22 protein-coding genes are annotated in these 21,724 nt (G+C 55.4%); 16 read left to right on the forward strand and 6 right to left on the reverse strand.

Translation table 11 applies throughout. The features are described 5' to 3' along the window. Positions 1 to 65 precede the first annotated feature (65 nt). The 3 genes from nagE to B3041_RS04260 all read left to right on the forward strand — a co-directional run bounded on the left by nagE (position 66) and on the right by B3041_RS04260 (position 4,541). Positions 66 to 2,090 carry an N-acetylglucosamine-specific PTS transporter subunit IIBC gene (gene nagE, locus B3041_RS04250; protein ID WP_292969844.1) on the forward strand — a complete coding sequence of 675 codons (2,025 nt, stop codon included), beginning with the start codon at positions 66 to 68 and terminating at the stop codon, positions 2,088 to 2,090. Between the two features lie 149 nt (positions 2,091 to 2,239). Further along, on the forward strand, positions 2,240 to 3,910 hold the full coding sequence (glnS, locus tag B3041_RS04255) for a glutamine--tRNA ligase (protein WP_065649863.1): 1,671 nt from the start codon (positions 2,240 to 2,242) through the stop codon (positions 3,908 to 3,910). 235 nt (positions 3,911 to 4,145) lie between these two features. After that, positions 4,146 to 4,541 carry a hypothetical protein gene (locus B3041_RS04260; RefSeq protein WP_065649862.1) on the forward strand — a complete coding sequence of 132 codons (396 nt, stop codon included), beginning with the start codon at positions 4,146 to 4,148 and terminating at the stop codon, positions 4,539 to 4,541. A 61-nt stretch (positions 4,542 to 4,602) separates the two neighbouring features. On the opposite strand, the gene fur is transcribed toward B3041_RS04260, so the two are convergent. The 4 genes from fur to ybfF form a co-directional block, all read right to left on the reverse strand. Next, entirely contained in the window at positions 4,603 to 5,049 is a 447-nt protein-coding gene (fur, locus tag B3041_RS04265) for a ferric iron uptake transcriptional regulator (protein ID WP_039383181.1), read from the reverse strand. A 357-nt stretch (positions 5,050 to 5,406) separates the two neighbouring features. Further along, complete coding sequence (gene fldA / locus B3041_RS04270) at positions 5,407 to 5,937, reverse strand: flavodoxin FldA (protein WP_065649861.1); 531 nt, start codon at positions 5,935 to 5,937, stop codon at positions 5,407 to 5,409. A gap of 137 nt (positions 5,938 to 6,074) precedes the next feature. Beyond that, complete coding sequence (gene ybfE, locus B3041_RS04275) at positions 6,075 to 6,350, reverse strand: LexA regulated protein (RefSeq protein ID WP_039383184.1); 276 nt, start codon at positions 6,348 to 6,350, stop codon at positions 6,075 to 6,077. A gap of 159 nt (positions 6,351 to 6,509) precedes the next feature. Beyond that, a complete protein-coding gene (gene ybfF / locus B3041_RS04280) occupies positions 6,510 to 7,274 on the reverse strand; it encodes an esterase (RefSeq protein WP_292969687.1) in 765 nt (254 codons plus the stop codon). A gap of 243 nt (positions 7,275 to 7,517) precedes the next feature. On the opposite strand from ybfF, the gene seqA reads away from it, so the two are divergent. Further along, entirely contained in the window at positions 7,518 to 8,057 is a 540-nt protein-coding gene (gene seqA / locus B3041_RS04285; RefSeq protein WP_292969689.1) for a replication initiation negative regulator SeqA, read from the forward strand. A gap of 25 nt (positions 8,058 to 8,082) precedes the next feature. Further along, positions 8,083 to 9,723 carry a phosphoglucomutase (alpha-D-glucose-1,6-bisphosphate-dependent) gene (pgm, locus tag B3041_RS04290; RefSeq protein WP_065649858.1) on the forward strand — a complete coding sequence of 547 codons (1,641 nt, stop codon included), beginning with the start codon at positions 8,083 to 8,085 and terminating at the stop codon, positions 9,721 to 9,723. Between the two features lie 40 nt (positions 9,724 to 9,763). Here pgm and kdpE read toward each other — a convergent pair whose 3' ends face one another. Continuing rightward, the gene (gene kdpE / locus B3041_RS04295; RefSeq protein WP_292969691.1) at positions 9,764 to 10,438 is read right to left on the reverse strand and encodes a two-component system response regulator KdpE; all 675 of its coding nucleotides are present in this window, start codon (positions 10,436 to 10,438) and stop codon (positions 9,764 to 9,766) included. Positions 10,439 to 10,676: 238 nt separating this feature from the next. Here kdpE and B3041_RS04300 point away from each other — a divergent pair, with 238 nt between their 5' ends. The 11 genes from B3041_RS04300 to nei all read left to right on the forward strand — a co-directional run bounded on the left by B3041_RS04300 (position 10,677) and on the right by nei (position 19,912). Next, complete coding sequence (locus tag B3041_RS04300) at positions 10,677 to 10,877, forward strand: YbfA family protein (protein ID WP_065649856.1); 201 nt, start codon at positions 10,677 to 10,679, stop codon at positions 10,875 to 10,877. A 150-nt stretch (positions 10,878 to 11,027) separates the two neighbouring features. Then, complete coding sequence (locus B3041_RS04305; RefSeq protein ID WP_065649855.1) at positions 11,028 to 11,984, forward strand: YbgA family protein; 957 nt, start codon at positions 11,028 to 11,030, stop codon at positions 11,982 to 11,984. Between the two features lie 12 nt (positions 11,985 to 11,996). Then, positions 11,997 to 13,424 carry a deoxyribodipyrimidine photo-lyase gene (gene phrB, locus B3041_RS04310; protein WP_292969694.1) on the forward strand — a complete coding sequence of 476 codons (1,428 nt, stop codon included), beginning with the start codon at positions 11,997 to 11,999 and terminating at the stop codon, positions 13,422 to 13,424. Between the two features lie 18 nt (positions 13,425 to 13,442). Next, entirely contained in the window at positions 13,443 to 14,186 is a 744-nt protein-coding gene (locus B3041_RS04315) for a type 2 GTP cyclohydrolase I (RefSeq protein WP_065649853.1), read from the forward strand. Positions 14,187 to 14,339: 153 nt separating this feature from the next. Further along, complete coding sequence (gene pxpB / locus B3041_RS04320; RefSeq protein ID WP_065649852.1) at positions 14,340 to 14,999, forward strand: 5-oxoprolinase subunit PxpB; 660 nt, start codon at positions 14,340 to 14,342, stop codon at positions 14,997 to 14,999. Beyond that, positions 14,993 to 15,925 (forward strand): 5-oxoprolinase subunit PxpC, encoded by a 933-nt coding sequence (pxpC, locus tag B3041_RS04325; RefSeq protein ID WP_065649851.1) that lies wholly within the window; start codon positions 14,993 to 14,995, stop codon positions 15,923 to 15,925. The genes pxpB and pxpC overlap by 7 nt, the downstream gene beginning before the upstream one ends. Beyond that, the gene (pxpA, locus tag B3041_RS04330) at positions 15,915 to 16,652 is read left to right on the forward strand and encodes a 5-oxoprolinase subunit PxpA (RefSeq protein WP_065649850.1); all 738 of its coding nucleotides are present in this window, start codon (positions 15,915 to 15,917) and stop codon (positions 16,650 to 16,652) included. Before pxpC ends, pxpA begins: the two co-directional genes overlap by 11 nt. A 59-nt stretch (positions 16,653 to 16,711) precedes the next feature. Continuing rightward, positions 16,712 to 17,440, forward strand: a complete 729-nt coding sequence (locus tag B3041_RS04335) for a DUF969 domain-containing protein (protein ID WP_065649849.1) — start codon at positions 16,712 to 16,714, stop codon at positions 17,438 to 17,440. Then, positions 17,440 to 18,456 (forward strand): DUF979 domain-containing protein, encoded by a 1,017-nt coding sequence (locus B3041_RS04340; RefSeq protein ID WP_065649848.1) that lies wholly within the window; start codon positions 17,440 to 17,442, stop codon positions 18,454 to 18,456. The genes B3041_RS04335 and B3041_RS04340 overlap by 1 nt, the downstream gene beginning before the upstream one ends. A gap of 7 nt (positions 18,457 to 18,463) precedes the next feature. Beyond that, a complete protein-coding gene (pcp, locus tag B3041_RS04345) occupies positions 18,464 to 19,111 on the forward strand; it encodes a pyroglutamyl-peptidase I (protein WP_292969701.1) in 648 nt (215 codons plus the stop codon). 12 nt (positions 19,112 to 19,123) lie between these two features. After that, entirely contained in the window at positions 19,124 to 19,912 is a 789-nt protein-coding gene (nei, locus tag B3041_RS04350; protein WP_292969703.1) for an endonuclease VIII, read from the forward strand. A 71-nt stretch (positions 19,913 to 19,983) separates the two neighbouring features. On the opposite strand, the gene B3041_RS04355 is transcribed toward nei, so the two are convergent. Next, positions 19,984 to 21,267, reverse strand: coding sequence for a citrate synthase (locus B3041_RS04355; RefSeq protein ID WP_065649845.1), 1,284 nt, complete (start codon positions 21,265 to 21,267; stop codon positions 19,984 to 19,986). Between the last annotated feature and the right edge of the window lie 457 nt (positions 21,268 to 21,724).

The raw sequence follows: 21,724 nt of genomic DNA on the forward strand, positions 1-21,724 counted from the left end.
CGGGATAATAAAATCAACCCGTACCAGGGGATACGCCAGTCTCATAGGGGGAGAACAAGGTGAGTATATTAGGCTATTTACAAAAAGTCGGCCGCGCGCTGATGGTGCCGGTGGCCACGCTGCCAGCCGCCGCTATCCTGATGGGGGTCGGCTACTGGATCGATCCCGACAGCTGGGGAGCAGGTAATGCGCTGGCGGCACTACTGATCAAGTCAGGCTCCGCCATTATTGACCACATGTCGGTACTGTTTGCGATTGGTGTTGCTTACGGTATGTCTAAAGATAAAGATGGCGCAGCGGCCCTGACCGGTTTTGTCGGCTTTCTTGTCGTGACCACGCTTTGTTCACCTGCTGCGGTCGCGATGATCCAGAAGATGCCGGTTGAACAGGTACCTGCGGCATTTGGCAAAATTGAAAACCAATTTGTCGGCATCATGGTGGGGATTCTTTCTGCTGAGATGTATAACCGCTTCAGCCATGTCGAGCTGCCTAAAGCGCTCTCTTTTTTCAGCGGACGTCGCCTGGTACCGATCCTGGTCTCCTTCCTGATGATTGTTGTGGCGTTTATCCTGATGTACGTCTGGCCAATAATCTTTGGCGGTCTGGTAAGCTTTGGTGAACATATTCAAAAGCTGGGGTCTGTCGGGGCAGGGGTATACGCTTTCTTTAACCGGCTGCTGATCCCGGTTGGTCTGCATCACGCGCTGAATTCCGTGTTCTGGTTTGATGTCGCGGGTATTAATGACATTCCAAAATTCCTCGGCGGCGCGCAGTCTATCGCTAACGGCAGCGGCATTCCGGGTATTACGGGTCGCTATCAGGCGGGCTTCTTCCCCATTATGATGTTTGGCCTGCCGGGTGCAGCACTGGCTATCTACCACTGTTCTCGTCCGGAAAACAGGGCAAAAGTGGGCGGTATTATGCTGGCGGCTGCTTTTGCAGCCTTCTTTACCGGCATCACCGAGCCGCTGGAATTCTCCTTTATGTTCGTGGCTCCGGTCCTCTATGTGATCCACGCGGTACTGACCGGAATTTCGGTGTTTATTGCGGCCAGCATGCAGTGGATTGCCGGCTTTGGCTTTAGCGCCGGCCTGGTAGATATGGTGCTCTCGTCGCGTAATCCACTGGCGGTGCACTGGTGGATGCTGATCCCGCAGGGCCTGGTCTTCTTCGTGATCTATTACGTGGTGTTCCGTTTTACTATCCGCAAATTCAATCTGCTGACGCCGGGCCGCGAACTGGCAGCGGATGATGAAACGGATGGTTATGATGTGAATGTTATGCAGGAAAATAGCGGGGAAACGGCGACTGAATCGCTGGCACGTCGCTATATCGCTGCCGTTGGCGGGTCTGAAAACCTGACCCATATTGACGCCTGTATCACGCGCCTGCGTCTAAACGTGAAAGATTCCGCGCAGGTCAGCGAAGGCGTGGCAAAACGTATCGGCGCGTCAGGCGTCATCCGTCTTAATAAGCAGAGCGTGCAGATTATTGTGGGTACGCAGGCGGAGAGTATCGCTACCGCGATGAAAACGGTATTGACCAAAGGCCCGGTAGCAGCCGCCAGCGCGGCGCCTGTGGCTAAACCGGTGGTGACTGCAGCTGCGCCAGCTTCTGCCGCTGCACATAAGGCGATTGCCACGCTGCTGGCACCGGTATCAGGTCACGTGGTTGCTCTGGATAATGTACCGGACGAAGCGTTCGCCAGCAAAGCGGTGGGCGATGGTCTGGCGATTCAGCCAACGGGGACGCGCGTGGTGGCACCGATTGCCGGTACCATAGTAAAAATCTTCAACACTAATCACGCCTTCTGCCTTGAAACAGAGAGCGGCGTTGAGATAGTGGTACATATGGGGCTGGACACCGTTGCGCTGGCAGGACGCGGTTTCACCCGGCTGGTGGAAGAGGGTAAACCCGTTAGCGCTGGCGAGGCGATCCTCGAGATGGATCTGGACTATCTGAATGCCCATGCGCGCTCGATGATCAGTCCGGTAGTGGTCAGCAACAGTGATGACTTCGCGGGTCTGACGCTGCTGGCAACAGGCACCGTTGTTGCCGGGGAAACGCCGCTGTATGAGGTGAAAAACTAACCCCTTAAGTCTGACTGATAAGGCAGGAAGCGATTCCTGCCTTTTTTGTTTTAAAAGCGCCAACAAACGGTTGTTTCCCTTCAGCGCTTTGTGGATCATACTCCGTTACTTCGAGGTAAAATCACCCGTTATTGTTTGAGGATTTTGAGATGAGTGAGGCTGAAGCCCGCCCAACGAACTTTATTCGTCAGATCATCGACGAAGATTTGGCGAGCGGTAAGCACAGTTCTGTGCATACCCGTTTCCCGCCAGAGCCCAATGGTTATTTGCATATTGGCCATGCAAAATCGATCTGCCTGAACTTTGGAATTGCACAGGATTATCAGGGCGAATGCAATCTGCGTTTCGATGATACCAATCCGGTTAAAGAGGATATGGAATTCGTCGAGTCGATCAAAAATGATGTGCAATGGCTGGGCTTTGAGTGGAGCGGCAACATTCGTTACTCATCCGACTATTTTGATCAGCTGTTTAGTTATGCTGTTGAGCTGATCAACAAAGGACTGGCGTACGTTGATGAACTGTCACCCGAGCAGATCCGCGAGTATCGCGGCACGCTGACGGCGCCGGGCAAAAATAGCCCGTATCGCGATCGCAGCGTTGAAGAGAACCTGGCGCTGTTCCGGAAAATGCGCGACGGTGGCTTTGAAGAGGGTAAGGCCTGTCTGCGTGCCAAAATCGATATGGCTTCCAGCTTTATCGTTATGCGCGATCCGGTACTGTACCGCATTAAGTTTGCCGAGCACCATCAGACCGGCAACAAGTGGTGCATCTACCCGATGTACGATTTCACGCACTGCATCTCCGATGCGCTGGAAGGGATCACGCATTCGCTCTGTACGCTGGAGTTTCAGGATAACCGCCGCCTGTATGACTGGGTACTGGATAACATTACCATTCCGGTGCATCCGCGGCAGTATGAGTTTTCGCGCCTGAATCTTGAGTATGCTGTGATGTCGAAGCGCAAGCTGACGCAGCTGGTGAGCGAGAAGCGGGTAGAAGGCTGGGACGATCCGCGTATGCTGACCGTTTCAGGTCTGCGCCGTCGTGGTTACAGCGCGGCATCAATCCGTGAGTTCTGCCGCCGAATCGGCATCACTAAACAGGACAATATCGTTGAGATGGCTTCGCTGGAGTCGTGCATTCGTGATGATCTCAACGAAAATGCGCCGCGTGCTATGGCCGTGCTCGATCCGCTCAAAGTCGTGATTGAAAACCTGCCAGCCGGACATGATGAGATCATCACCATGCCAAACCATCCGAACCGGCCGGAGATGGGGACGCGCGAGGTGCCTTTCAGCCGTGAAGTGTGGATTGACCGCGCGGATTTCCGTGAAGAAGCCAACAAACAGTACAAGCGTCTGGTCCTGGGTAAAGAAGTGCGCCTGCGCAACGCCTATGTGATCCGCGCTGAGCGCGTGGCAAAAGATGAGGCGGGCAACATCACCTGTATCTATGCGACCTGCGATGTGGATACGCTGAGCAAAGACCCGGCTGATGGCCGTAAAGTAAAAGGGGTGATCCACTGGGTTTCCGCGATTCATGCGCTGCCCGCTGAGTTCCGCCTCTACGATCGCCTGTTCAGCGTGCCTAACCCGGGCGCGGCAGAGGATTTTCTCGCGACGCTGAATCCGGATTCGCTGCAGATTAAGCAGGGCTTTGTGGAGCCAGGACTGCGTGAAGCGGCGGCAACCTCGCCGTATCAGTTCGAGCGCGAAGGCTATTTCTGTGCAGACAGCGTTTACTCGCAGCCATCAGCGCTGGTGTTCAACCGCACTGTAGGCCTGCGCGATACCTGGGCGAAGATCGGCAGCGAATAATAACCGCTTCCGGCATCATAAAATTATATAAGGGCGAGCTTTCGCCCTTTTTTATTATCCCCTTTTGCGTAGCGGCAACCATTTATTCTGCATTAAATAAAATCGCGCACATACCCGGGTTTACGACTTGTCTGACTTTAAAAAAATTAACGCATTTGACCGTGTTAAATCCTTTTTTTCAGGTAGGCTATGCGCACTCCGGACTTGGTCTGTGGCTAGTAAAAAGGGAAAAATAATGACAAGCCTCGCTCAGGAAGCCAAACACAGTGTTGTGGTTTTACATCAGCTCATTGAACGTATTTTTAATCATGCTGATGTCAGCACCGATACCATGGGGCTGCTGCTGTCGCACTTCCATCCTGATTTCCGGATGGTAACGCCACAGGGCAGACAACTGGATTTGAATGACGTTGAAGATCTGTTTCGCCGCCTGTGCGGACAGCGTGAAGGGATGCGCATCGCGACCAGCGAACATGCGATCATTTCTGAGCAGCAAAAAGAGGTCATCATTCAGTATCGCGAACTGCAGATAGTGAATGGCGAGAGCCACAGCCGTATTTCGCTGGCAGTGCTGGACTGCAGTACGGCAAATCCGCGCTGGCGCTACCTGCAGGAGACGCTGGTCGCCTGAATCGCAGCCACAAAAAAACCGGTGCCTGCACCGGTTTTTTTATCTTGCCGCATAGCTGACGTTATTTATCGTTATGCAGGGTTTCATCTTCACGGCAGTCACCCACTTCGCAGTGACCATACAGGTACAGGCTGTGGTTGGTGAGCTTGATACCGTGACGGGTCGCGATTTCGCGCTGGCGCGTTTCAATCGACTCATCGCTGAACTCAATTACTTTACCGCAGTCCAGGCAGATAAGATGATCGTGATGCTGCTGCTGCGTTAATTCAAAAACAGACTTGCCGCCTTCGAAGTTATGGCGGGTTACAATGCCCGCGTCATCAAACTGGTTCAGAACGCGATATACCGTGGCCAGACCAATCTCTTCGCCCATGTCGATCAGGCGTTTGTACAAATCTTCCGCGCTGACGTGATGGCACTGGGGTTCCTGAAGCACTTCCAGAATCTTTAGTCTGGGCAGCGTGACTTTCAGGCCAGCCTTTTTCAATGCGGAATTGTTGTCAGTCATGCGGATATTGTCCTGTTACTTTGCTAGTCATTTGCGGCTTAACAGCCTTGAATGTGTGGTTAACGCGCATTCTCATTTGCGTCTCATTATAGAACCGGGGCAGGCGAATAGAAACCAGGCAAATGCTAAAGAAATCACCAGAGGCGGGAATAATGCTCTTGCTGTCGCCGGCGGGATTATACAGTGCTGGGTTTCTCAGTTCACTCAGCCTCAGCCTGCTGACAGAGGAATAAGCCGTTAACCGTTGCGGGTATTCTACAGAATTGCAGAGAAAAGTTAAAAAAGCGTAGCTATTATTTTTATAGGCAATTCCGTTACCCGATGTTAACAGTACCTGAATCGGGTAACGGCAACACATTATGCCTCAATAATTTCTTTGAGCTGCAGCTCATCAAAAATCTGCTTCACCCAGCCTTCAACGCGTTCATTCGTCAGCTCTGGCTGGCGATCTTCATCAATCGCAAGTCCGAGGAAATGTTTGTCATCGGCCAGACCTTTAGACGCTTCAAAATGGTAACCTTCGACAGGCCAGTGACCCACGATGATCGCACCATTTGGCTCGATAATGTCGCGAATGGTACCCAGTGCATCACAGAAATACTCAGCATAATCTTCCTGATCGCCACAACCAAATAGCGCGACCAGTTTACCATTGAAGTCGATCTCTTCCAGCGTCGGGAAGAAGTCATCCCAGTCGCACTGCGCTTCACCATAATACCAGGTAGGAATGCCCAGCAGCAGGATATCAAACGCTTCCAGATCTTCTTTGGTGCTTTTAGCAATGTCATGCACTTCGGCGACATCTTTACCCAGTTGTTTCTGGATCATCTTTGCAATGTTTTCGGTGTTGCCGGTATCGCTGCCGAAGAAAATGCCTACGATTGCCATGGGTTAGGTAACCTCTTAAATCCTGAATGTGAGAGTAAGTCAACAGACTGTACAGATAAGCGAATGATAGCAGACCCTGAAAAAGCGCGGAACGCGCAAAGCGCAGAGTTTGTGTTCCTCTGTGCGGTCTGCATAAATTATATGAGTTTGAGCTGTGTCAGCAGCATCTGCTCAATCAGCTCGCTGCGGCTGATATTTTGCTGCTCAGCCAGCGTGTTGAGCGCGTCAACCGCTTCGCCGGACATTTTGAGCTCCACGCGCCGCAGCCCACGAACCTTATCGCGTTTAAGCTGATTGCGCTTATTAATGCGCAGCTGCTCATCGCGCGACAGCGGGCTGGTTTTCGGGCGACCCGGTCGTCGCTCGTCTGCAAAGAGATCAAGCGTGGTACGGTCTGTCTGTTCTTTTGCCATGATTTGCGAAACTGAGTGGGCGCGAACGGCGCCGCGCGATTAAACACATTATCGGCCCAGCCACCGTGTATAACCACCGTGGCAAAATTTTAGCGCGACATCATACTCCAGCGTCAGACGTGACGCCAATCTTAAACATAGTGCAGTAAGCTTTTGCTTTCAGAGCGTAAAAAAGCGTCGCACAGCACGTAATACGGCATCAGGCTTCTCTGCATGTACCCAATGTCCGGCACCGGCAATGACCTGCGCCCGCGCCTGAGGAAACTGGGCCAGCAGCCTGTCCCGATAGTGATTATCCAGATAAGGAGAGTCGCCGCCGCGAATAAACAGCGCCGGATGAGAAGAGACAGGGAGAGGTTCCCAGCCCGATATCGTTGTGTAGTTATCCCACAATACGGGCACATTGAACCGCCACTCCCCCTCAGCGAAGGACTTCAGGATAAACTGAATGATCCCCTCTTCAGGCACAAACTGCCGCATTATCGCCGCCGCTTCGCTGCGGCGCGTCACGCCTGCCGCAGTGACCGCGCGAATCGCCGCGAAAATCTCATCGTGCCGGCGCGTCTGATAGTCGACGGGAGCAATGTCAATCAGCACCAGCTTGCCAACGCGTTCAGGCGCCAGCGCACTCAATGCCATAGCGATTTTGCCCCCCATCGAGTGCCCAATCACATCAACCTGTGCTATCTGCTGTGCATCCAGCGTATCAACCATATCCTGCGCCATTGCAGCATAGCTCATGCTGTTGCTGCGCGCCGATAAACCGTGATTGCGGACATCCACCTGCAGCGTCGTCCGCGTATCGGCTACGCCACGTGCCAGCCCGCCAAGGTTATCCAGGCTGCCAAACAGACCGTGGATAAGCAAAATCGGTGCGCTGTGAGAATCAGATTGTGCAGTTTGCAGACGAGCATTCAAAATCATGGCTAAAGTTCTTACGGTTGAGAGCGTGGGTTAGGGTATCATGATTCTACCTGTCCGGGTGGCGGTCGCCAGGTATTAGGGCATATTCTGACTTTTGCCTGTAAACGTTGCCAGCGCTATCAGCTACTGCGGATTTAACTTTATAATCAATATGTCAGATCCCAGGCTCTCTGCGTGCCCGCTACCGGTAAGGGCGTTGCAGAATGCGGGATTCTGCTAGTTGCCAGACTCGTACGGAATAAGATGAAAACGATTGAAGTTGACGAAGAACTCTACCGTTATATTGCCAGCCACACGCAGCACATCGGTGAAAGCGCCTCAGACATCCTGCGTCGCATGCTGAAATTTACCGCCAGCTCGCGCGCAGCCGCTGCGCCGGCAGCTACGACCCCGGTAAAAGAGGCAGCAGCAGCCGAGCCTGAAGCGCGTCCGCAGGATCGCGTGCGAGCCATGCGCGAGCTGATGCTGTCAGATGAGTATGCCGAGCAGAAAAAAGCGGTTAACCGCTTTATGCTGATTTTGTCAACGCTCTATCGTCTCGATCCTGATGCATTTGCCGATGCTACCGCATCGCTGCAGGGGCGTACGCGCGTCTATTTTGCCGGTAATGAACATACGCTGCTGCAAAATGGCACGCATACTAAGCCTAAGCATGTGCCAGGTACGCCATACTGGGTCATCACAAACACCAATACAGGCCGTAAATGCAGCATGGTGGAACACATCATGCTGGCTATGCAGTTCCCTTCGGAGCTGACAGAGAAAGTTTGCGGCACCATTTAAACTGAAGCGTCAGGGAGAAGCGCCAATGGCCAATCACCCCCGTGCCGGGCAGCCTGCCCAGCAGAGCGATTTGATTAACGTTGCACAATTAACCTCGCAGTATTATGTCCTGAAGCCGGATGCGGCTAACCCGGACCATGCGGTGAAATTTGGCACATCTGGCCACCGCGGCAGCGCGGGACGTCACAGCTTCAATGAAGAGCATATTCTGGCTATCGCACAGGCGATCGCCGAAGAGCGTAAAAAGAACGGTATCACCGGTCCATGCTACGTGGGCAAAGATACGCACGCGCTCTCTGAACCCGCTATCCTGTCGGTACTGGAAGTACTGGCAGCGAACGGCGTGGATGTCATTGTGCAGCAGGATAATGGCTACACGCCAACGCCCGCTATCTCCAATGCCATTCTGGAGCACAACAAACGCGGCGGTGCGCAGGCTGACGGCATTGTGATCACCCCTTCGCACAACCCACCGGAAGATGGCGGCATTAAATACAATCCGCCAAACGGGGGTCCGGCTGATACTAACGTTACCAAAGTGGTAGAAGATCGTGCTAATCAGCTGATCAAAGGCGGTCTGCAGGATGTGAAACGCCTGCCGCTGGATCAGGCGTGGCAGAGCGGCCACATTGTCGAGCAGGATCTCATTCAGCCTTACGTGGAAGGGCTGGCACAGGTTATCGACTTCCCGGCGATTCAGAAAGCGGGACTGAAAATTGGCGTAGATCCGCTTGGCGGCTCCGGTATGGCTTACTGGCAGCGCATCGCTGAGCATTACAACCTCGATCTGACCATCGTCAATGACGCTATCGATCAGACGTTCCGCTTCATGCATCTGGATAAAGATGGCGTGGTGCGCATGGACTGTTCGTCAGAGTGTGCGATGGCCGGTCTGCTGGCGTATAAAGATAAGTTTGATCTCGCCTTTGGCAACGATCCCGATTACGACCGTCACGGTATCGTCACGCCAGCTGGCCTGATGAATCCTAACCATTACCTGGCTGTTGCCATTAACTATCTGTTCCAGCATCGTCCGCAGTGGGGCAGTGATGTTGCCGTCGGCAAAACGCTGGTCTCCAGCGCAATGATTGACCGCGTGGTTAATGATATCGGCCGTAAGCTGGTAGAAGTCCCGGTGGGCTTCAAGTGGTTTGTTGATGGTCTGTTTGATGGCAGCTTTGGCTTTGGCGGCGAAGAGAGCGCGGGAGCGTCCTTCCTGCGTTTTGATGGCTCAGCCTGGTCAACGGATAAAGATGGCATCATTCTCTGCCTGCTGGCCGCTGAAATCACTGCGGTGACCGGCAAAAACCCGCAGCAGCACTATGATGAACTGGCAGATCGCTTTGGCGCACCAAGCTACAATCGTCTGCAGGCATCAGCAACCTCGGCACAGAAAGCTGCGCTCTCAAAACTGTCGCCGGAGATGGTCAGCGCTGACACGCTGGCAGGCGATCCGATCACTGCACGCCTGACGGCTGCTCCGGGTAACGGCGCATCCATTGGCGGGCTGAAAGTGATGACGGAGAACGGCTGGTTTGCCGCGCGTCCGTCCGGTACTGAAGATGCGTACAAGATTTACTGTGAAAGCTTCCTTGGCGCTGAACATCGCGAGCTGATCGAGAAAGAAGCGGTGGAAATTGTCAGTGAAGTTCTGAAGAACGCCTGAGAATGAAACCGTGAAAAGGGCCGCTGCTGCGGCCCTTTTTTTATGGCATAAAACGGTAGCCGATGCCGGTTTCCGTCAGCAGGTGAGCCGGCTGCGTCGGATTGGTTTCCAGTTTCTGGCGCAGATGGCCCATATAGATGCGCAGATAGTGGCTATGCTCAACCGCATTGGGTCCCCAGACCTGATTCAGCAGCTGGCGCTGCGTCAGCACCTTGCCGGCGTTGTTCAGCAGCAGGCTGAGCAGGCGAAACTCGGTTGGCGTCAGATGCACTTCCTGACCGCTGCGGGTAATCCGGCGGGCGGACAGATCGACACAGACCTCTCCAAACAGCACGCGCGCATCGGGCTGACTGCCCTGATGACGCCGCAGTGCGACCCGCACCCTGGCCAGCAGTTCACCAATGCCAAAGGGTTTTGTCAGATAGTCATCCGCACCCGCATCCAGCGCTGCGATCTTATCCTGCTCATCGCTGCGGGCTGACAATACAATAACCGGCATAGTGCTCCACTGGCGTACTTCGCGAATGAATGCAATGCCGTCACCGTCAGGCAGGCCGAGATCGAGGATCACCAGGTCGGGCTTTCGCGTTGCCGCTTCAATCAGACCACGCTGCAGCTGTTCGGCTTCAACAATTTTGAGGCCTTCACTTTCAAGCGCCAGGCGTACAAAACGACGGATCTCTTTTTCATCTTCCACAATTAAAATGGTTGTCACGCGGGCTCCTGCGACACGGTTTTCTCTACTTTAGCAATAAACCGCAGCGGCGTCCGCGCAGGTATTTGCCACAGTAAGATAACCCGTCTTTCACACCGTTGTAACGTCATCCCGCACCCCACAATAAACGGTCAAAAAAAGTTCAGAACAGGTGGTCTGATGAGTAGCAAAAGTGTGCAGCCAGGAGTAATATTTGCGACAGATCACATTTTATAATTAACTGCTCAGGAGGAATGCGATGGATAAGTGCTATTCACTGCCAAAAATTATTATACGGCGTACGCTGGTGCTGATTGCCGGTATTACAGCGCTTCCTTTTATGCTGTTCCGCCGCGATCGTGCGCGTTTCTATAGCTATCTGCACCGTATCTGGTGTAAAACCAGCACTAAACCGGTATGGCTGGAACAGTCTGAACTGGCTGGCGGCATCTACTGGTAATGGTGACTTTCTGACTGAGGCGGACGTTTTTACCCAAAAGCGCCCGCTTTTTTTGACGAAATTTTTTTGTACACCGCCTGTCACCTCATGCCATTCGCTGCCATTTACGCTACACTTAAACCTCTACAAGATTTTGGAGGTTGTACAAGTATGAGCGAGAAAATTCCTGTCGGCATCAGTGCCTGCCTGCTCGGGGATAACGTCCGATTTGATGGCGGCCACAAGCGTTTTGCCTTTGCAACGGACGAACTCGCGCAATTTGTGCGCTATGAGCCCGTCTGTCCTGAGATGGCTATTGGTCTGCCTACACCGCGGCCGGCGTTAAGGCTGGTAAAACAGGGCGACGACCAGATTCATATCTGCTTCAGCAAAGATGACAATGAAGAAGTGACCAGTGAAATGCGCAGCTGGTCAGCCGAGCGCGTTAAATCGCTGCACCATCTTTGCGGCTATATTCTTTGCGCCAAATCACCCAGCTGCGGTCTGGAGCGGGTGCGCGTTTACGATCCTGCCACCAATAACAACCGTAAATCAGGTATCGGCATCTTTACGTCTTTTCTGCAGCAGGAGATGCCCTGGCTGCCGCTGGAAGAGGATGGACGCCTGCACGATCCGGTTCTGCGGGAAAATTTTACCGGGCGCGTGTTTGCGCTGCATGAGTTCAATGAAATGTGGCGTAGCGGGTTAACACGGCACAAACTGATCGCCTTTCACAGTCGCTACAAACTGCTGCTGTTGTCGCATGCACAGGACGCCTATCGCGAACTGGGACGCTTCGTTGCCGCTATGGATAAGTGGGCGTCGCTGGAAGAGTATGCCTTTGAGTACCGTAATCGTTTGATGCAGCTGATGTCGCATCGGGCCTCGCGACGCAATCACACCAACGTGCTGATGCATGTGCAGGGCTATTTCCGGCCAAAACTCAGCTCTCCTCAGCGTCAGGAACTGGCACAGCTGATCGATCGCTATCGCTGTGGCGTTCAGCCGCTGCTGGCACCCATCACCATGCTGAAACATTACATGGCTGAGTATCCGCACCCCTGGCTGGCACAGCAGCGCTATTTTGATCCCTACCCTGAAGCGTTGCGTCTGCGTTACGGACAATAAGGACGAGGCACCATGACCACACACCTGCTCTGGCTGCGCAACGATCTGCGTATTAACGATAACAGCGCGCTGGCAGCAGCGTGTCATGACAGAGAGGCTGACGTGCTGGCGCTGTTTATCGCTACGCCGAAACAGTGGCAACAGCACAGCATGTCTGCAAAACAGGCCACATTTATTCACCAGAATCTGTGTGAGCTGCAGCAGGCGCTGGCGGAGCGCGGCATCCCGCTGCATTTTCATCAGTGCGATGATTTTGCGGCTTCGGTCGACTACCTGCGCGACTTCTGCAAAACGCACCGTGTGGATGCGCTGTTTTATAACTATCAGTATGAAATCAATGAGCGTGAACGCGATGCTGCGGCAGAAAAGCAGCTGGATGAGCAGGGCGTTACCTGTCAGGGATTTGATGACAGCCTGCTGCTGCCGCCCGGCAGTGTGCAGACCGGAAACAACACTACGTTTAAAGTTTTTACGCCGTTCAGCAAAGCGTTTCTCAAACGGCTGCAGCAGGGATTGCCGGAGTGCCATAAGGCCCCTGAAGCACGCAGGGGGGCGCCGCTGAAAAGCACGAAAAAAATCCCCGCCTTTGATTATCCGGCTGAAGAACCCGATGAAAAGCTGTTTCCGGCTGGCGAACCGGCGGCGTTAAAACGCCTGCGCGCGTTTGCCAGACAGCCGGTAGTGGATTATCCGTCAGAGCGTGACGCGCCCGCCAGCGACGGCACCAGCCAGCTGTCAGCCTATCTTTCAACCGGCGTACTCTCACCCCGTCAGTGCCTGCATCGGATCGTGACAGAGCATGCCGATGCGCTGAAAGGGGGGAAGGCGTTTACCTGGATCAATGAACTGATCTGGCGGGAATTTTATCGCCATCTGATTGTAGCCTACCCGGCGCTCTGCAAGCATCAGCCGTTTATCGACTGGACCCATCACGTCAGCTGGCAGAAAGAGAGTACTCACTTCGACGCCTGGAAAGCGGGTAAAACCGGCTTTCCGATTGTTGATGCAGGCATGCGCCAGATGAACAGCATTGGCTGGATGCATAACCGGCTGCGCATGATCACTGCCAGCTTCCTGGTGAAAGATCTGCTTATCGACTGGCGGCAGGGCGAGCGCTACTTCATGGAACAGCTGATTGACGGTGATTTTGCTGCCAACAACGGCGGCTGGCAGTGGGCGGCTTCCACCGGCACCGATGCCGTGCCCTATTTCCGCATCTTTAATCCGACTACGCAGGGTGAACGGTTCGATAAGCAGGGCACGTTTATCCGGCAGTGGCTGCCGGAGCTGAAAGAGGTGCCTGACAGTGATATTCATCAGCCGCACGTCTGGGCGAAGAAAAACAACAGGAAGCTCGATTATCCTCTGCCAATCGTGGAACATAAGGCGGCACGCAAAAAAACATTAGACGCTTTTGAACGCGCACGCGGCGCGGCCTGAGGCGCTTACGGAGCTTTTATGAATAACTTTGAGCTGGAACAGATCGTTAACCAGCAGCTAAACAGCAGCGCGTTTAGCGACTACGCGCCAAATGGACTGCAGGTAGAAGGGCGCAGTGAAATCAGGACCGTTATTACCGGCGTCACGGCTTGCCAGGCGCTGCTGGATGAAGCGGTAACGCGCAACGCAGATGCGGTTCTGGTGCACCACGGCTATTTCTGGAAGAGCGAAACGCCGGTGATAAAAGGCATGAAGCGACAGCGTCTGCGCACGCTGCTGGCGAACGATATTAATCTGTATGGCTGGCATCTGCCGCTGGATGCGCACCCGCAGCTGGGAAACAATGCGCAGCTGGCGCGTCTGTTTGATATTGATGTCAAAGGCGAAATCCAGCCGCTGGTGCCCTGGGGTGAACTGCGCACACCGCTCAGCGGCAGCGATCTGGCAGATAAAATCACGCAGCGCCTGGGCCGCACACCGCTGCACTGTGGTGATAATGCACCCGCGCTGATTAAACGCGTGGCCTGGTGCAGCGGCGGGGGGCAGGGATTCATCGACAGCGCCGCCGCCGCCGGGGTGGACGCGTTTATTACGGGTGAGGTCTCTGAGCAGACCATTCACAGCGCGCGCGAACAGGGGCTGCATTTTTTTGCTGCCGGTCATCATGCTACCGAGCGCGGCGGCATTAAAGCGCTGGGCGAGTGGCTGGCGCAGCAGCACCACCTTGATGTTACCTTTATCGATATCAATAATCCTGCCTGAGTTTCTCTCTCTGCGCCCGCTCGCCGGGCGCAAACTGGTTGACACATCTCCGCCACTTTTGCATAACCTATTGAACCTGAGCAGCTATGTGAAAGGTTTATCGCGCCGCGGTATGTCTGGCGGCGCGCGTTATTCACGATCGGGAGGTGGGTTTTGCAACGAGCACGTTGTTATTTACTGGGAGAGCGGGCGGTTGTGCTGGAACTGGCGCCGCCGGTTTCGCTCGCCAGTCAGCAGCGCATCTGGGGATTGTGTCAGCAGCTGCAGCAGTATGAACAGGTGCAGGAGGTGATCCCCGGTATGAACAACCTCACGCTGATACTGCGCGAGACACAAACCGATGCGCAGGACGCCATTGAGCGTCTGCAGCGCTGGTGGGAAGAGAGCGAAGAGCGGCCGCAGGAGGATCCCCGGCTGATTGAGATCCCGGTAGTGTATGGGGGCAGCGCCGGACCCGATCTGCCAGAGGTTGCAGAGCGCGCCGGGCTGACACCGCCGCAGGTGGTAGAGCTGCACAGCAGCGCGGATTACATTGTCTATTTTATCGGCTTTCAGCCCGGTTTTCCCTATCTGGGAGGCCTGGATACGCGACTGCACACGCCGCGGCGCGCAGAGCCCCGCGTGGTTGTTCCTGCGGGGTCCGTCGGGATTGGCGGCAGCCAAACCGGCATCTATCCGCTGGCTGCACCCGGCGGCTGGCAGCTGATTGGCCATACGCCACTCAGCCTGTTCGATCCGCAGCAGCAGCCGCCCACACTAATGCGTCCCGGCGATCGCGTACGGTTTGTGCCGCAGAAGGAGGGCATATGCTGAACATTTTACGCGCCGGATTAATGACATCGGTACAGGATCGCGGACGTCATGGCTGGCGTCAGCTGGGCGTCAGCCTGAGCGGCGCACTGGATGAGCCTTCCATGCGTACGGCAAATATGCTGGTGGGTAACAGCGAAAACAGTGCGGTGCTGGAGATTGTGCTGGGCCAGTTCAAAGCGGAATTTCAGCGCGATGGCTGGTTTGCGCTCACGGGCGCGGCCTGCAACGCGGAGCTGGATGGCAAGCCGGTCTGGACCGGATGGCGCCTGCCGGTGCGGCGCGGTCAGGTCCTTACGCTATCCATGCCAACCCGCGGCATGCGCAGTTATCTGGCGGTAAACGGCGGGTTTGCGGTAGCAGAAATGCTGGGCTCGCACAGCACCGATCTGAAAGCTGCGTTTGGCGGCTGGCAGGGCCGCAAGTTACAGGATGGCGATCGCCTGCCGCTGGGCGAGCCGACCCGCCGCTTCAGCCAGCCGGCGGGCGTGCGGCAGCTGCTGTGGGGTAACCGCATTCGTGCGCTGCCGGGACCGGAATACAGCGAATTCACCCATGATGCGCAGGAAGCATTCTGGCGTAATCCGTGGAAACTCAGTCCGCAGAGTAATCGCATGGGATACCGCCTGCAGGGCGACAGCCTGCAGCGTACCGCCACGCGCGATCTGCTTTCGCATGGCCTGGTGCCTGGCGTGGTCCAGGTGCCGCCAAACGGTCAGCCCATTGTGCTGATGGCAGATGCACAGACCACCGGCGGTTATCCGCGTATCGCCTGCATCATTGAGGCAGATATTTATCAGCTGGCGCAAATCCGGCTCGGCGAACCGATTCACTTTATTCCGTGCACGCTGGAGGAGGCGCTGCTGGCAAAACAGCAGCAGCAGCGCGCGCTGGATCAGATAGCCTGGGGGCTTACGCATGAAAATTGATCTCAATGCCGATCTTGGCGAAGGCAGCAGCAGCGATCGGGAACTGCTGTCGCTGGTAAGCTCTGCCAATATCGCCTGCGGTTTTCACGCCGGTGATGCGCAAACCATGCTGCAGTCGGTACGCTGGGCCAATGCGTCAGGGGTAGCAATCGGCGCTCATCCGGGCTTTCCCGATCGCGAGAACTTTGGCCGCACGGCGATGCAGCTGCCACCGGAGACCGTTTATGCCCAGATGATTTATCAGACTGGCGCGCTGAAAAGTATCACGGAAAGTGAAGGCGCGCGGCTGATCCACGTTAAGCCGCACGGCATGCTTTACAATCAGGCCGCCACCGATCCGCAGCTCGCTGACGCGATTGCCCGGGCAGTGCGGGCGGTGGATGCCCGACTTATTCTGGTTGGCCTGGCGGGCAGCGAACTGATTGCGGCAGGTGCGCGGTACGGCCTGCGTACCCGTGAAGAGGTGTTTGCCGATCGGGGCTATCTGGCGAGCGGGGCGCTGGTGCCGCGCAGCCAGCCAGGTGCACTGATTGACGATGCCGATCAGGCGCTGGCGCAGACGCTGACGATGGTAAAGCAGCAGCAGGTAAAAAGCGTGAGCGGTGAGTGGGTCGCCGTCAATGCGGAGACGGTCTGCCTGCATGGCGATGGCGCGCACGCGCTGCAGTTTGCCCGCACGCTGCGCGCCGCGTTTGCGGCTGAGCAGATTGCCGTCAGCAGTGTATAACTCTCCCTTTTTTGCCCGGCACGCTGTTGCCGGGCTTTTTGTTTTCAGTGAGGAAAATCATGGAGAACGTTGTTAACCTCTGGCCCCTGCTGGGGATCCTGGCCATCATTATCGGCTTTTTATTGCGCTTCAACCCGGTGCTGGTGGTCATTGTCGCAGGCTTTGTCACTGGCCTGGCGGCGCAGATGCCGCTCGGCGACATTCTGGAAAAGCTCGGTTCCGGCTTTCTGAATACGCGCAACCTGCCGCTGATCCTGCTGCTGCCGCTGGCGGTTATCGGTCTGCTGGAACGCCACGGACTGAAAGAGCGTGCGCAGAGCTGGATTGCGCAGATCAAAACCGCGACCGCCGGCCGTCTGCTCATCGTCTACCTGTTTGTGCGTGAAGCAACCGCCGCGCTGGGGCTGACCAGTCTGGGCGGCCATCCACAGATGGTACGTCCGCTGCTGGCACCGATGGCAGAAGGTGCGACGGAAAACCGCTACGGTGAAGTTTCACCTGAAATACGTCACCGGCTGCGCGCCATGTCCGCCGCAACAGATAACGTCGGCCTTTTCTTTGGTGAGGATATCTTTGTCGCGTTTGGCGCCATTATCTTTATGCATAACTTCATGCAGGAATCAGCCGGTATTACCACCGAGCCGCTGCATATTGCGCTGTGGGGGATCCCGACCGCGCTGTGCGCCTTTCTTATCCACTCGGCTCGTCTGATACGGCTGGATCGCCAGCTGTCGCGTGAGCTGGGTGCGCTGAATCAGCAGGCGCTGCACGCCAGGGAGGAGAAGTAATGTTTCAGCAACAATATCTGATGTGGCTGGCAGGGGCGATTCTGCTGGTGGTGGCGCTGCTCTCCTGGGGAGACCGCGCTAATCCGCGTCGTCTGACCACCGGTCTCTTCTGGGCGCTCTACGGCCTGATTTTTCTGATTGGTGATGGCGCATATCAGCTGGCAGGGCAGTGGGCCGGCGACGCTGAGCTGGGCCGCCGCTGGCTGCATATTGCCACCGGGGTGGTCGTGGTTGTGATGGCGCTGATCGCCGGCTGCGGTGGTGTTCGCCTCGGACGCTATCATCAGCGCACGGATGCAGAAAAACAGGCCAGCGCCAGGCGTCTGGGAAATAAACTGTTCTTACCCGCCCTGGCGATACCGCTGGTTACGGTGATTGGCGTACTGGCGTTTAATCATATTCCCGGCCTGCAGGAGCAGGTGTTTGGCGCGGGCAACCACGCCACGCTGGTGACGCTGTTTTCAATGATGGTGGGCTGTATTCTGGGCTGGCTGATTGCGCTGGCGTTTACGCGGGAAAAGCCGCTGCAGTCGATGCAGGAGACACGCCGTCTGCTGGATGCGGTAGGCTGGGCATTTATTCTGCCGCAGATCCTTGCCACGCTGGGATTGCTGTTTACCAGCGCCGGTGTCGGCAGTGCGATTTCACACCTCACTGAACACTACCTGGCGGTGGATAACCGGCTGATTGCGGTGACGGTCTATGCCGGAGGAATGGCGCTGCTGACGATGGTAATGGGCAACGCCTTTGCCGCCTTCCCGATTGTAACTGCCGGCGTCGGCATCCCGATTCTGGTGCTGCAGCATGGCGGTAACCCGGCCGTCATGGCGGCGATCGGCATGTTCTCCGGCTACTGCGGTACGCTGATGACCCCGATGGCGGCAAACTTCAATATCGTACCGGCGCGCCTGCTGGAGCTGCCGGATCGTAATGCGGTGATCAAGGCTCAGGTTCCAACCGGTGTACTACTCTTGTTAGTGAATATTTTCCTGCTCTACTTCCTGATGTTTCTGTGAGGCAGTAATGAAAACGGTGTTGTTAACGGCTTTTGAGCCGTTTGGCGGTGAGCGTCTCAATCCTTCCTGGGAGGCGGTACGCGACTTTGACGGCAAAACGCTGGCTGGCGTGAAAGTGGTGGTACGCCAGCTGCCGGTGGTGTTTGCAACCTGTGGTGCCGTGCTGACTGACGCGCTGACCACCCTGCAGCCCGACGGCATTCTTTGCGTGGGGCAGGCGGGCGGGCGCTGCGATATTACGCTGGAGCGGGTGGCGATCAATATTCACGATGCGCGTATTCCCGATAACCAGCAGCAGCAGCCGGTGGATGAGCCGGTTGTGGCAGACGGGCCGGCGGCCTACTTCGCCACGCTGCCCATTAAAGCGATAGTTGCCTCGCTGCGGGAGGCGGGCATTCCCGCCTCGGTTTCGCAAACGGCCGGGACCTTTACCTGTAACAGCGTGATGTACTCTCTGCTGCACTGGCTGCATACCCATGGCAACCCGGCACGCGGCGGGTTTATGCATATTCCATGGATGCCGCAGCAGGCAGTGAACCATCCTGGCGCACCCAGCATGTCCGTGAGCAGTGTGACACAGGCACTGGAAATCGCCATTCAGGTCATGATGAGCACCCAGGACGATATCCGCGTTGCGGGTGGCGCAACACACTAATCAGGAGTTTGTATGCCAGAGGGACCGGAGATCCGTCGGGCGGCGGATCAGCTGGAAGCCGCCATCGTGGGCAAACCGCTTACCGATGTGTGGTTTGCTTTTCCATCGTTAAAAACCTATGAGCCCGCTCTGCTGGGCGAAACGGTTAACGCTATTGAAACGCGCGGTAAGGCGCTGCTGACCCATTTCTCCAATGGCCTGACGCTCTATAGTCACAATCAGCTCTATGGCGTCTGGCGGGTGGTTGCCGCGGGTACGCAGCCCGCTACCACTCGTCAGCTGCGGGTACGGCTGGAGAGCGCTGATAAAGCGATTTTGCTGTACAGCGCGTCTGATATTGAACTGCTGAATGCGGACACGCTCGGTGCACATCCGTTTCTGCAGCGCGTCGGGCCGGATGTGCTGGATGCCACGCTGACCGTCGCGGAGGTGCGCGAGCGCCTGCTGTCGCCACGGTTCCGGCGCCGGCAGTTCAGTGGACTGCTGCTTGACCAGGCTTTTCTCGCCGGGCTGGGCAACTATCTGCGGGTGGAGATCCTGTGGCATGCCGGCCTGCGTGCGCAGCACCGGGCGCAGGATCTAGATGACGCGCAGCTCGACAGGCTCAGTGAAGCGCTGCTGGCAATCCCGCGTCTCTCCTACAAAATGCGCGGCAGTATGAAAAAGTACCATGAAGAGGCGGCATTTCGCTTTGAAGTCTTTCACCGGCAGGGCAAAAAGTGCCGGCGCTGCGGTACCCTGATTGAGAAAGGCGTGCTCTCGTCACGCCCTTTTTACTGGTGTCCGGGGTGCCAGCTATAACCTGCTATGGGCAGATTACAGGCAAAAGAAAAGGGCAGAGAATTCTGCCCTTTTTTGTTTAACGCCGGCGCTTATTTTTTCAGCGCTGACTCAAACGGACGTTCGGTATAACCGGTATAGAGCTGACGCGGACGGGCAATTTTCATGCCTTCATCGTGCATCTCTTTCCAGTGCGCAATCCAGCCAACGGTACGCGCCATCGCAAAGATCACGGTAAACATTGAAGAAGGGATACCCATCGCTTTCAGAATGATGCCGGAGTAGAAATCGACGTTTGGATAGAGTTTACGCTCAATAAAGTAGGGGTCATTCAGCGCAATGTGTTCCAGCTCCATCGCCACTTCCAGCAGGTCATCTTTCATGCCCAGCTCATTGAGCACTTCATGACAGGTCTCACGCATCACGGTTGCGCGCGGATCGTAGTTCTTGTAAACGCGGTGACCAAAGCCCATCAGACGGAACGAGTCATTCTTATCTTTGGCGCGACGTACAAACTCCGGAATGTGCTCTACGCTGCTGATCTCTTCCAGCATACGCAGCGTGGCTTCGTTGGCGCCACCGTGTGCAGGTCCCCAGAGTGAAGCGATACCTGCCGCAATACAGGCGAACGGGTTAGCCCCGGATGACCCTGCGGTACGGACGGTAGAGGTAGAGGCGTTCTGCTCGTGATCGGCGTGCAGGATCAGAATACGATCCATTGCGCGCTCCAGCACCGGGTTCACTTTGTACTCTTCACACGGTGTGGCAAACATCATATGCAGGAAGTTGCCGGCATAAGAGAGATCATTACGCGGATAAACAAAAGGCTGACCAATAGAATATTTGTAACACATGGCTGCCATGGTAGGCATCTTCGACAGCAGGCGGAACGCAGCGATTTCGCGATGGCGCTCATTGTTTACATCCAGCGAGTCGTGATAGAACGCTGCCAGCGCACCGGTTACGCCGCACATCACGGCCATCGGATGTGAGTCACGACGGAAACCGTGGAACAGACGGGTGATCTGCTCATGGATCATAGTGTGGCGGGTAACGGTAGTGCAGAACTCTTTGAACTGCTCCTGAGTAGGCGCTTCGCCGTACAGCAGGATGTAGCAGACTTCCAGGTAATTTGAGTGGGTTGCCAGCTGATCAATCGGGAAACCGCGATGCAGCAGAATACCTTCATCACCATCAATAAACGTTATTTTGGATTCGCACGACGCGGTAGAGGTAAAACCGGGGTCAAATGTAAACAGGCCTTGTGAGCCAAGGGCGCGGACGTCAACAACATCTTGTCCCAGCGTGCCTTGCATCACATCCAGTTCAAGAGTGCTGTTGTCTTGTAGGGTCAGCGTCACTTTTTTATCTGTCATTTTTCGTCTCCATAGCGCCTGGGTAGGTAAGGATCTTTAGACACCAGAATAGTTCGCATGTTGCGTAACACCACTCGCTTCAGATTATCACCTGGCAATAACCTGCACGTAATGAGGTTACGCAGTACAAAGGCATCCGGGGCAAGGATATTCGGACATGACATGGCGCTTATTGCAGATGTTAAAGATCCTGTCACGACATAACTTCTTGGTAACCAATAACCTGACGGTTTATGTTGCTCGTTAGGGCAATGTTACATAACTTGAGCTTAGGGGAAAGTGTATCCCCATAACTTTTGTGCATCATAGGGCTTTAGTGCGATTGTTTGTAACTGAAATGTTGATCTATTGTCAAATCAGATAATTAAAAATGTATATTTTGTGAAAATCGTGACAGTGATCACTGTTCAGCTTAAATGTGACCAAACAGATTGTAGGGGAATTGTAATCAGAATGT

Source organism: Pantoea sp. UBA4549 (assembly GCF_002387285.1).
Lineage (GTDB): Bacteria > Pseudomonadota > Gammaproteobacteria > Enterobacterales > Enterobacteriaceae > Pantoea > Pantoea borealis.